The following is a 12,311-nucleotide window of genomic DNA, read 5'->3' as shown; positions in this document are numbered from 1 at the left end:
GCGGTACATCAGACATACATGTATCAACTGACACTCCGCTTTCGCGAGCAAGCCCGCTCCCACATTGGTACTTCATCGTATTTGAGATTTGTGTGGGTTTACGGGCTAGCATTAGCTCACCCCTTCATTACCGTTCTTCGCTTCGGATAGCCTTCCATGACCGCCCATCGCATTGGTTTCCTGATTTGGCCCAGCACAAAAGCACTCACGCTTGCGCTGGCTGAGGAGGCCTTGCGCGTTGCTCAGCGGGTGCATCCGGACGTGGTCTACGAGCTGTCGTTCCTGCTCGCCGAGCCGTCCATCGAGGGCGCCTGGCAACTGCCGGGCGAGCCGTGGGCCGGCAAGCTGGAAGGCTTCCAGAAGCTGTTCCTGCTGGCGGACGAGCCGCCGACCGCTATCGCCTCCCAGCTCAGCACGGCCCTTAAACAACTGGTTCGCGCCGGTTGCGTGATCGGCGGCTTGTCGGCCGGTGTCTACCCGCTGGCCCAGCTCGGTTTGCTGGACGGCTACCGCGCCGCCGTGCACTGGCGCTGGCAGGACGATTTCGCCGAGCGCTTCCCCAAGGTCATCGCCACCAGCCATCTGTTCGACTGGGATCGCGACCGCCTCACGGCCTGCGGTGGCATGTCGGTACTCGACCTGCTGCTGGCGGTGCTGGCCCGTGACCACGGCGCTGAGTTGGCCGGTGCGGTCTCCGAAGAACTGGTGGTGGAGCGCATTCGCGAAGGCGGCGAGCGCCAGCGCATCCCCCTGCAAAACCGCCTGGGCTCCAGCCATCCGAAGCTGACCCAGGCCGTTCTGTTGATGGAAGCGAATATCGAAGAGCCGCTGACCACCGACGAAATCGCCCAGCACGTCTGCGTGTCGCGACGACAGCTTGAAAGGATTTTCAAGCAATACCTCAACCGCGTCCCCAGCCAGTACTACCTGGAACTGCGCCTGAACAAGGCCCGCCAGATGCTCATGCAAACCAGCAAGTCGATCATCCAGATCGGCCTGTCGTGCGGCTTCTCCTCGGGGCCGCACTTCTCCAGCGCCTACCGCAACTTCTTCGGCGCCACCCCCCGCGAAGACCGCAACCAGCGGCGCAGCAGCAGCCCGTTCGAACTGTCGTCGGTTCCGGCCGAACGCGGCTAGGCGTTACTCCTCCAGGTGTTCCTCCGGCAGTGGGGCCAGTTGGATACCCGCGCCATTCACGGTGACTTCCGGCATCTGGAAGAAAACCCCGGTTTGCAGGAAGTATTCGCGCATGCGCCTCAGGCTCTCCTGCGACCAGGGATTGGCTCTGAGGTCGCTGTCGTCGTCGAACACCTGGTGCATGGCCAAAAAGTCATCGGGGAGATCGCGAATCTGGTTATTGCTTAAATCCAGGGTATGCAACTCGTTCAATTGGAACACCCCGGCAGGTACGGCATCGATCTGCGTATTGGGCAGGTGCAGCGAGCTCAATTGATGCAGGTTGCTCACATCCGGCGCGTTACCCAGCGGGTTGTTGCTCAAGTCCAGGTACTCAAGGGTGCCCAGGTCGCCTACCGAGCGGGCGGTGGTTGGGGTCAGCCGTATCTCGCAGTGGGACAGATCAAGGCTGGTCAGTTTGTGCAGCGAGAAAACCGCCGGCGGCAGCGCGTCGAGTGTGCAGTGGCTGACGATCAGGGTTTGCAGGTTCGGGAAGGCTTTGAGCGTGCCATCGATCTCGGTGAGGCTGAATGCGCTTCTGAGGTCGAACGCGGTCACATGATCCATGGAAATGTTCAGCACCGGCAACGCACCGATGATGGGCGTGTTGAGCACTACCCGGTGGGTGGTGCGCTCATCCAGGCTTTCGTCATCAAGCGGGCTTTCCCGGCGCCAGGCCTCTTCGAGCTTGCGTGTGACACGGCGCCGGTTGAGTTCCTCTTCGACGCGCATGAAGTCTTCCAGTGCGCCGCCGACCAAGGGATGTTCTGTGGGGATATCGTCCGCCCAACGCTGTAGGTCGCGGACCAGTTGTTGGTAGTCCGCTTCAAGGGCACTGAGTGCGGCATCCATGTTGTCCAGGTCGCCGGGCAGCCCGAAGGCCAGGCGGTCTATCTCGTCATCCTGCAATTTTGGATAGAGCCGCTGGGCCCGCTCACGTTGCGCGGTGGGCGCCTGGATATTGAAACATTCCTCGGTGCGCTGACAGTAGCGCTTGACCAGCTCCAGGGCCTGGCGCGCGAACGGGTTGGCCGACAGGTTGAATCCGCGACCGATATGCGCCGGTAGCGTAAACAACTCGGCGGGCAACTGCTCGATGCTGTTTGCGCTGAGGTTCACGTATTCGCGGGGGGCCTCTGCCAGCAGGCTGCGGGGGATTGCGTCGAGTCCTGTGGCGCGCAGGTTCAGGGTGGCCAGGTTGCGCAATTGGCTGAAGTCCACAGGTTCGCCCAGCGGGTTGTCACTCAGGTCCAGGTGCTTGAGTGAGGTGAGCCGCGCAAGGTGTGTGCGACTGGCTGGGGTCAGGCGCAGTGCGCAGTTTTCCAGGTCCAGGCGTTCGAGCCTGGGCAGTGCAAAGATTGCCTGCGGGATATCCCCCAGTCGTGCGTGATTGACTGTGAGGTCTTGCAGTGCCGGAAACCGGCCAAGGAAGTGCTCGACATCTATCGGCGTGGCATTGCCCTCGATCGTCAGCTCGGTAATGTGCTGGAACGACGCGTTGAGGGCGGGTAGCTCGCCTGTCACGCGGGTGGGGATTTTCAGCGTGTGACGGTAGAGGCTTCCTTCGGTGACCTCCCGGCGCCAGCAGCGCTCCAGCAGCAAACGCAGCGCGATTCGTCGTGCAAACTCTTGCGGGCTGGTGCCGGGCGCCTGTTCCCATTCGGCCAGTTGTTGTTGCAGGGTTGCCAGCTCCCCGGCCCGGCGCGCCAGTTCCAGCTGGCCGGCTTCGAGTGTGCCGGGCAGGCTGTAGATCAGTCGATTGAGTTCCACCATTCCCAGGCTTGGATACAGCTGGCGTGCTTCGCGCAAGTCGCCGTGGAAGGCATTGGCGCCGAAGGTGATGCCATGACGCTGGTAGTAAGCCTTGATCTGCGCAACCGTCGTCTGCGACAACGGGTTGCTGCTGAAGAAAAAACCGTCGCTTCTGCGCGGTGGCAACGCAAAAAAATCGGCCGGCAGTTCGCGGATCTGGTTGTTGTTGAGCAACGCCACTTGCAGTTCGAGGCGGCTGAGCAAGCCTTGCGGCAGGTGGTCGATCCGGGTGTGCGACAAATCGAGGTGAATCAGGTTGGGCATCGCCTCGACGCTGGGCGCCAGGCCCAGGGGGTTGTCATACAGGACCAGGGACTGCATACGGCTCAACGCGGCGATCCGTGCCTGGCTGGCAGGCGTCAGCCGGATATTGCAACTGCTCAGGCTCAGGGAGTTCAAGCGGGGCAAGTTGAAAACCAGCTCCGGCACGCTGCCCAGGTTGAAACCCTTGACGGTCAGGTGGCGCAGTTGCCGGAAGCGGCCCAGGAACGCGAGTACGCCAGGGGTCTGTGCATGCCCGCTCACCGTCAGCAGTGACACGTGGTCGAAATTTGCTGTCAGCTCCGGCAGCGCGCCGAGGGTGGGGTAATCCAGGCGCAGGGCGTAACCATCGAGGGTGGGGTCTTCGAAGTAATCATCGATTTCCATTTCACGGCGCCAGCAGCGCCGTAATTGTCTGGCGAAGATGTGCCGATTCTGCCGTTCGTTGCGCAGCGCGTCCGCCGACAATCGTTCGCCGGTTTCGGGATGGGAAACGGGGACTTGTCGCTGCCACGTGCGCAGGTCGCTCTCCAGTTGGCGGTACTCTTCGGCCAGTGCCGCGAGGCCATTGGCGGCGCCGTGCGGATGGTTGTTGAGGTGGTTAATCAGGTCGCTGATTTGCAGGCGATTGAGCGCCGGATACACCGCGCGTGCGCGCTCTTCCAGGGTCGGCAGCGGGGCTGCCGGTGCGGCCTGGGCCGGGTAGCCGGCGTCGGCGCCCAGCAGGCGCAGGGTTTCCAGGGTGGGCGGGCGGATCGCGTGGGTGCCCAGTATCTGGCGCAGTTCTTCCCGTGTCAGCGGGCGTTGCCGCAGCCGCTGGAGCAGGGCAGGGCCCTGGTTGACGCCGAAGCCGAGGGCATCGCGTTGGGCATCGGGCAAGGCATTGAGGATGGCGGTGTACAGGTCGGTCTCGCCGGACAGCGGGCCTTGTTCGTCGTGGGGCACATAGCGGCCGTCGCGGGTACGCACCAGCGTGCGTAGTAACGGCGCGTCTTCGGGGCCAACGTGCAACCACTTCTCCCCCTGCGCGGTGAGGTGCCTGGCCTCAAGGCGCAGGTTGGCCGACCAGCCTGGCTGGATCTTCAGTGTATTCAGCGCCAGCCGTTCGCTGTCGAGGTTGGGCATCGCCGCCAGGTGCAGGCCTTCGTAGGCGCGGTTGATGCGCAACGCGTCCAGGGTGCAGCGGGCCAGGTCGTCCAGTCGCGGCGGTGTGCGTTGATGGTCCAGCTCGTCCCATTCGTTTGCGCTGGCGTGGTCCAGCAGGTGCGCGACAACGTTGCCCGGCAGCCCCGTGGCGCTCTTGCCCAACTGTTGCGCGGCTGCGCCGGCCGGCACTTGCAGTTGGCTGTAGCGCGAGTCGAACAGCTCTGCGCGATGGGCCTGGGCCAGGCGCGCGAGCTTTTTGCGCAGTTGCTTGACGCGGTTGTCCAGGCTCAACTGCGGGTCGGCCGCGCGTTCGCCGAACTGGGCGCGGATCTCTTCCGGGGTCAGGGTTTGCAGCAGGGTCTTGAGCAATTCGCCGTTGTTCAGTTGTGCTTCGTGGATCTGCACCACGGGGCTGTCGGTATCGCCGAACTCCCAGGCGGTGTTGCCCGCGGCGTCGAGTATCCGCAGGCGTCGGGTCCGGGGCCAGTCGCCATAGGTGGTGAGCAGTTGCAGCAGGTCTTGGGGGTCGATCTGTCGATGCGCCGCCCCATCGTCGCTGTTGAGTCGCTCGATCAGGGTGTGCAGGCTGCGGTCGATGCGCAGGCGTTTGAAGGTGTCGTCCAGCAGCGGCGGCACTGGTGCGCCCCGTACATGCAGCTTGCGCAGGGCGTTATCATCGACGCCGCTGACGTTCAACGCCAACTCGCGATCGGCTTCGCTCAACTCGCTGACCTCATGGCCCAGGCGGCGCAACAGGGTCGGGCGGTCCCACTGCAACGGGTTGTCCAGTTCGGTGTGCCAGGCACCGGCGCCGTTGTGTTGCAGGCGCGGGGTGTAGGCCTCGGGGCGAGTCGGATGGGTGATGACATGGCGCTCGCCATCGGCCAGGGCTTGCACTGCGTACAGTTGACCCTCCAGCGAGAGCACCGGCGCGCCACGTACCGTTTGCAGGCCCAGCTTATCGACGCCCAGGCGTGGCGGCAGGGTCATGTCGTGGCGGTAGGGCGCAAGGTCCGGTTTCCAGTAACGCTTGGCGCCATTGGCGAGGGTGACGGGCTTGAGGCGGTCGATAAACGCCAGCACGTCCTGCGGCAACACCTTGCGTAGTTCGGCGGCGCCAATGGTGCTGCCAGCGGCAAATGCGCCGAGTTGCACCAGTGATTGCAGCACGCTCATCAAATGCCCGAAAGCTTCCTGGGACAGGCCTTCGGCCCAATCGACGATGCCCTCGAAGACGTCATCGAGCAGTTGATAGGCCATGTAGCCGAGCATCAACTCCCCCAGCCCCGGAATAAACGGCGCGACGATCAGCAGCGCAGCGTTGAGAATCGAAGACGCCACATTGACGAACGAATCCCAGCGCGCCCAGCGGGCCTTGCGGTCAACTTCGGCGGTGGAGACGGCCTGAGTGCGTGCATCGTTGAGAATCTGGTTGAGTTTTTGCTGGTAGAGGTGCGTCCAGATATCGCCCGGGACTGGCGTGGCGACAAATTGCAGTTTGGGGTCGTCGGTCGGTTGCGTGCGCCAGGGTGCCACTGCACTGCCACGCTCGGGCGGGTGCCAGGTGATGCGCGCAAGGCGTTGGCTCAGGTTGGCGAAAAATGCGCCACGGTGTTCGTGGCTGACAAACCGGCTGAAAAACGCCTGGTAGTCCTCCGCGCGCAGTTGCCGGGTCAGCGCTTGCTTGAATGCCAGCGGCGAGGCGTATTCCTTGAGCGGGTGCACGGGATCGTCTGGCACGTAGGCCACCAGGCGCTGCACCGAGCGGGTCCGCTCCAGGTCGGGCGCGAACAGCAGGATGCCGCTGAGGGGGGCTTCCATCAGTTGCAAGTCATGGCACTTGAGCGCGAGACCGTCGAGTTGCAGGGCGGTACGTCCCTCCAGCAGCCCTTCGACCTGTTGCGCGAAATCGTCCTGAACATCACCACGGATCCGTGCCAGGTGCAGCGCGGCACGCAAAGCGGCTTTCTGGCTGGCCTGCACCTTGTGCTGCAGCACTGCACCGCTCACCGGCTGGCTGAGGCCCAGTTGCTCGCGCAGGTATTTTTGGTAGCGCGCGCCGATATCCAGTTCGCGGCACAGGCGCGTGAACGCAGCGATCGAGAGCTTTTCGCGCACCGCCGGCAACCCCTCGAACTGACCGCTGGCGGACGGGCGGGTGATGAAGGTCGAGTCGGGCTCGAACGCCGTCGCCAGGGTTTCGTCGTGTTCGAAGTTGTGCAAGGCGGCGTCCAGCAGCGACACGGTCCAGGTGCGCGCCGCGCCGGAGGGGATCGACAGCCAGGGCACGTTCAGCGGGATATACAGGCGCAGGTAAACGGCGGCGCTGTCCAGGTCCAGGCTGAATTGAGTGAGCAGTGCGTCTTCAAGCACCGAGCGCGCAAAGGCCTGGGGACCTTGCACGTGTTGCAGGGCGTCATCCACTGCATTCTGGGCGTGCCAGTGCGCGCCGTTGAGGCGTTTGAGTTCGGCGTGTTGCGTGGCGCTTGCCCGCAGCGGCTGCGGTTTGCTGCGGGACAGGGCTTGGCGCTTGGTGGTTGACGCCTGGCCCAGCCAGGCGGGAATCCCGGTATGCAGCGGCCGGTAATGGCTGTCGGGTTGGTCGGAGGTGGGGGTGGCCATGAGCGGATCTCTGATTGGCTGTAAAGCGCATCAGTAGATCAGCGCGTTTGAGCCGACCCGCTCTAGATAGTTAGTTTAAACTGCGCCATTGCGACGGTATTTGTCGCATTGGCGTAAACCCGCCAAAATCGCGGGTTGGCGCTATAAGAAGTTGTCGCTTGGCGGCAAGGCCGCGCTGAAAACTGTCCTTACAATCCCTGCATCGCCCGCCATGTCCAGGCAGGCGTTCCTCTTCAGGAGACTCCGATGTCCGTTGAGCAAGCCCCGGTGCAACGTGCCGATTTCGACCAGGTCATGGTGCCTAACTACGCACCGGCCGCATTCATTCCTGTGCGTGGCGAAGGTTCCCGCGTGTGGGACCAGGCGGGTCGCGAGCTGATCGACTTTGCCGGCGGCATCGCGGTCAACGTATTGGGCCACGCCCACCCGGCGCTGGTCGGTGCGTTGACCGAACAGGCCAACAAGCTGTGGCACGTGTCCAACGTCTTCACCAATGAGCCGGCCCTGCGCCTGGCCCACAAGCTGATCGACGCCACCTTTGCCGAGCGTGTGTTCTTCTGCAACTCCGGCGCCGAAGCCAACGAGGCCGCGTTCAAGCTGGCCCGTCGTGTCGCGTTCGACCGTTTCGGCACTGAGAAGTACGAGATCATCGCCGCGCTGAACAGCTTCCACGGCCGCACCCTGTTCACCGTCAACGTCGGTGGCCAGTCCAAGTACTCCGATGGCTTCGGGCCGAAAATCACCGGTATCACCCACGTTCCCTATAACGACCTGGCGGCGCTGAAAGCCGCCGTGTCGGACAAGACCTGCGCCGTGGTGCTGGAGCCGATCCAGGGCGAAGGCGGCGTACTGCCGGCCGAGCTGGCTTACCTGCAAGGTGCCCGTGAACTGTGTGACGCCAACGACGCGCTGCTGGTGTTCGACGAAGTGCAAACCGGCATGGGCCGCAGCGGCAAGCTGTTCGCCTACCAGCATTACGGCGTGACGCCAGACATCCTCACCAGCGCCAAGAGCCTGGGCGGTGGTTTCCCGATCGCGGCGATGCTCACTACCGAAGCGCTGGCCAAGCACCTGGTGGTCGGCACCCACGGCACCACCTACGGCGGCAACCCGCTGGCGTGCGCAGTGGCCGAGGCGGTGATCGACGTGATTAACACCCCCGAAGTGCTGGCGGGCGTTAATGCCAAGCACGCTCAGTTCAAGGCGCGCCTGGAGCAGATCGGCAAGCAGTACGGCATCTTCACCGAAGTGCGCGGCATGGGCCTGTTGCTCGGTTGCGTGCTGAGCGATGCGTTCAAGGGCAAGGCCAAGGACGTGTTCAACGCGGCCGAGAAAGAAAACCTGATGATCCTGCAAGCCGGCCCGGACGTGGTGCGTTTTGCGCCGAGCCTGGTGGTGGAAGACGCGGATATCACTGAAGGTTTGGATCGTTTTGAGCGTGCTGTGAAGGCGCTGACCCAAGCCTGATAGCAACACATTTTGCTGGCCGGACCGTTTCCAAATGTGGGAGCGGGCTTGCTCGCGAAAGCGGTGGTTCAGTCGCCAGATGTGTTGACTGACAGATTGCATTCGCGAGCAAGCCCGCTCCCACATTTGGACCTGTGTTGAACAGGACCGGCCCGGCATTTTTCCCTCTATGAGTTTTTCGAGTTAAGGAGTGACACCATGCTGGTGATGCGCCCCGCGCAAATGGCTGATCTGGGCGAGGTACAGCGTCTGGCTGCGGACAGCCCGATTGGTGTCACCTCCTTGCCGGATGATGTCGAACGCCTCAGCGACAAGATCGCCGCCAGCGAAGCGTCTTTCGCGGCCGAGGTGAGTTTCAACGGTGAAGAAAGCTATTTCTTCGTGCTCGAAGACACCGCGACCGGCAAGCTCGCCGGTTGCTCGGCCATCGTCGCGTCGGCCGGCTATTCCGAGCCCTTCTACAGTTTTCGTAACGAGACCTTCGTGCACGCCTCCCGCGAGCTGAAGATCCACAACAAGATCCACGTGCTTTCCCAGTGCCACGACCTCACCGGCAACAGCCTGCTCACCAGCTTCTACGTGGTGCCCGAGCTGGTCGGTTCGCCGTGGTCGGAACTCAATTCCCGTGGCCGCCTGCTGTTCGTCGCCAGCCACCCCGAGCGCTTTGCCGACTCGGTGGTGACCGAGATCGTCGGCTACAGCGACGAGAACGGTGATTCGCCGTTCTGGGACGCCATCGGTCGCAACTTCTTCGACCTCAACTACGCCGCCGCCGAGCGCCTGTGCGGGCTGAAAAGCCGCACCTTCCTCGCCGAGCTGATGCCGCATTACCCGATCTACGTGCCACTGCTGCCCGACGAAGCCCAAGAGGCGATGGGCCAGGTGCACCCGCGTGCGCAGATCACCTTCGACATCCTCATGCGCGAAGGCTTCGAGACCGACCATTACATCGACATCTTCGACGGTGGCCCGACGCTGCATGCCCGGGTCTCGGGCATTCGCTCCATCGCCCAGAGCCGCGTGGTGCCGGTGAAGATCGGCGAGATGGCCAAGGGTGTCGGCCGCCAGTACCTGGTGAGCAATGCCTCGTTGCAGGATTACCGCGCGGTGCTGCTGGAGCTGGACTACGCGCCCGGCAAACCGGTGACCCTGGACCTGGCGGCAGCGGAAGCGCTGGGTGTCGGCGAAGGCGCCAGCGTGCGTTTGGTTGCGGTTTAACACAGAGTTTCGCGGGTGGCCTTTAGCGGGCGGCCCGTCTGAGGAGATAGCATGATCGTTCGTCCCGTACGCAGCAGCGATTTACCGGCCCTGATTGATCTGGCGCGCAGCACCGGCACCGGCCTCACCACCTTGCCGGCCAACGAAGAGCGCCTGACCCACCGGGTTGGCTGGGCCGAGAAAACCTTTCGTGGCGAAGCCGGGCGTGGTGATGCCGACTACCTGTTCGTGCTGGAAAACGACGAAGGCCGCGTGGTGGGTATTTCCGCCATTGCGGGCGCCGTCGGCCTGCGCGAGCCCTGGTACAACTTCCGGGTCGGCCTGACGGTCAGCGCCTCCCAGGAGCTGAACATCTACCGCGAGATCCCCACGCTGTTCCTGGCCAACGACCTCACCGGCAACTCCGAGCTGTGCTCGTTGTTCCTGCACGCCGATTACCGCACCGGCCTCAACGGCCGCATGCTGGCCAAGGCGCGCATGCTGTTTATTGCCGAGTTCCCGCAGCTGTTCGGCAACAAGATCATCGCCGAGATGCGCGGGGTGTCCAACGATGCCGGGCGTTCGCCGTTCTGGGAAAGCCTGGGCCGGCACTTCTTCAAGATGGAATTCAGCCAGGCGGATTACCTCACTGGCGTGGGCAACAAGGCGTTTATCGCCGAGCTGATGCCGAAATTTCCGCTGTACAGCTGCTTCCTGTCCGAGGATGCGCGCAACGTGATCGGCAAGGTCCACCCGGACACCGAACCGGCGCTGAGCATGCTCAAGAGCGAAGGGTTCAGCTACCAGGGCTACGTCGATATCTTCGACGCGGGCCCGGCGGTGGAATGTGAAACCAGCAAGATCCGTGCGGTGCGCGACAGCCAGTCGCTGGTGCTGGCCATCGGCACGCCGGGGGACGACGCCACGCCGTTCCTGATCCATAACCGCAAGCGCGAGGAGTGCCGCATCACGGCCGCTCCGGCCCGTCTGGCGGCAGGCACGCTGGTGGTCGATCCGCAGACCGCCAAGCGCCTGCAACTGGTGGTGGGTGACCAAGTGCGTGCTGTTCCGTTGTCTGCTGCTCGGGAGTTGAAATAATGAATTCGCTGTATATCGCAGGTAGCTGGCTGGCCGGCCAGGGTGAGCTGTTTGAATCGCGCAACCCGGTGACCCAGCAAGTGCTGTGGGCCGGCAATGGCGCCACCGCCGAGCAGGTTGAGTCCGCCGTGCAGGCCGCGCGCCAGGCGTTTCCGGCCTGGGCCAAGCGTTCGCTGGAAGAGCGCATCGGCGTACTGGAAACCTTCGCCGCCACCCTGAAAATCCGCGCCGATGAAATCGCCCGTTGCATCGGTGAGGAAACCGGCAAGCCGCTGTGGGAATCGGCCACGGAAGTCACCAGCATGGCTAACAAGATTGCGATCTCGGTGCAAAGCTACCGCGAGCGTACCGGCGAGAAGAGCGGCCCCCTGGGCGACGCCACCGCTGTGCTGCGCCACAAACCCCACGGTGTGGTGGCGGTGTTTGGCCCGTACAACTTCCCTGGCCACTTGCCCAACGGGCATATCGTCCCGGCGCTGCTGGCGGGCAATACCGTGTTGTTCAAGCCGAGCGAGCTGACGCCGAAAGTCGCCGAGCTGACCGTGCAATGCTGGATCGAAGCCGGTTTGCCGGCGGGCGTGTTGAACCTGCTGCAAGGCGCACGGGAAACCGGTATTGCGCTGGCGGCGAACCCGGGGATCGACGGGTTGTTCTTCACCGGCTCCAGCCGTACCGGCAATCATCTGCACCAGCAATTCTCCGGGCGCCCGGACAAGATCCTGGCCCTGGAAATGGGCGGAAACAACCCGTTGGTGGTGGATGAGGTGGCCGATGTGGATGCGGCGGTCTACACCATTATCCAGTCGGCATTTATTTCCGCTGGCCAGCGTTGCACCTGTGCCCGTCGCCTGTTGGTGCCTGAAGGCGCGTGGGGCGACGCATTGCTGGCGCGCCTGGTGGCGGTCAGCGCGACCATTGAAGTGGGCGCGTTCGACCAGCAACCGGCGCCGTTCATGGGTTCGGTGATTTCCCTGGCGGCCGCCAAGGCCTTGATGGAGGCCCAGGAATTGATGCTCGCCAACGGCGCCGTGGCGCTGCTGGAAATGACCCAGCCGCAGGATCAAGCCGCGCTGCTGACGCCCGGCATCATCGATGTGACCGGCGTGACCGAACGCGAAGATGAAGAGCTGTTCGGCCCGCTGTTGCAGGTGATTCGCTACGCTGATTTCGCGGCGGCGATTGCCGAGGCCAACAACACCCAGTACGGCCTGGCCGCTGGCTTGTTGTCGGACTCCGAAGCGCGTTACCAGCAATTCTGGCTGGAAAGCCGCGCGGGGATCGTCAACTGGAACAAACAACTGACCGGCGCGGCGAGTACTGCACCGTTTGGAGGGGTCGGGGCGTCGGGTAACCATCGCGCCAGTGCGTATTACGCGGCGGATTATTGTGCGTATCCGGTGGCGTCGTTGGAAACGCCTAACTTGGTGGTTCCAGCCACACTAACCCCCGGCATTACGCTGAGCTAAATGTGGGAGCGGGCTTGCTCGCGAAAGCGGTGTGTCATTCAACATTTCAGGTGACTGATCCACCGC

The 12,311-nt window shown here is 63.4% G+C and carries 6 protein-coding genes; 5 read left to right on the top strand and 1 reads right to left on the bottom strand.

What is annotated here, in order from left to right:
• Positions 1 to 156 precede the first annotated feature (156 nt).
• A complete protein-coding gene (gene argR / locus NUV89_RS22485) occupies positions 157 to 1,137 on the top strand; it encodes a transcriptional regulator ArgR (RefSeq protein WP_257783038.1) in 981 nt (326 codons plus the stop codon).
• Between the two features lie 3 nt (positions 1,138 to 1,140).
• Here argR and NUV89_RS22480 read toward each other — a convergent pair whose 3' ends face one another.
• Positions 1,141 to 7,017 carry a dermonecrotic toxin domain-containing protein gene (locus tag NUV89_RS22480; protein WP_257783037.1) on the bottom strand — a complete coding sequence of 1,959 codons (5,877 nt, stop codon included), beginning with the start codon at positions 7,015 to 7,017 and terminating at the stop codon, positions 1,141 to 1,143.
• A 246-nt stretch (positions 7,018 to 7,263) separates the two neighbouring features.
• Here NUV89_RS22480 and NUV89_RS22475 point away from each other — a divergent pair, with 246 nt between their 5' ends.
• The 4 genes from NUV89_RS22475 to astD all read left to right on the top strand — a co-directional run bounded on the left by NUV89_RS22475 (position 7,264) and on the right by astD (position 12,245).
• Entirely contained in the window at positions 7,264 to 8,484 is a 1,221-nt protein-coding gene (locus NUV89_RS22475) for an aspartate aminotransferase family protein (protein ID WP_257783036.1), read from the top strand.
• Between the two features lie 198 nt (positions 8,485 to 8,682).
• Positions 8,683 to 9,702: an arginine/ornithine succinyltransferase subunit alpha gene (gene aruF / locus NUV89_RS22470; protein ID WP_257783035.1), complete on the top strand. Its 1,020-nt coding sequence runs from the start codon at positions 8,683 to 8,685 to the stop codon at positions 9,700 to 9,702.
• A gap of 51 nt (positions 9,703 to 9,753) precedes the next feature.
• The gene (gene astA, locus NUV89_RS22465) at positions 9,754 to 10,779 is read left to right on the top strand and encodes an arginine N-succinyltransferase (protein WP_257783034.1); all 1,026 of its coding nucleotides are present in this window, start codon (positions 9,754 to 9,756) and stop codon (positions 10,777 to 10,779) included.
• Positions 10,776 to 12,245 (top strand): succinylglutamate-semialdehyde dehydrogenase, encoded by a 1,470-nt coding sequence (gene astD / locus NUV89_RS22460; protein WP_257783039.1) that lies wholly within the window; start codon positions 10,776 to 10,778, stop codon positions 12,243 to 12,245. The genes astA and astD overlap by 4 nt, the downstream gene beginning before the upstream one ends.
• Positions 12,246 to 12,311 lie beyond the last annotated feature (66 nt).

This window comes from Pseudomonas sp. 18.1.10, from assembly GCF_024655625.1.
Classification (GTDB): domain Bacteria; phylum Pseudomonadota; class Gammaproteobacteria; order Pseudomonadales; family Pseudomonadaceae; genus Aquipseudomonas.
This window is presented reverse-complemented; position numbering and strand designations above follow the sequence as displayed.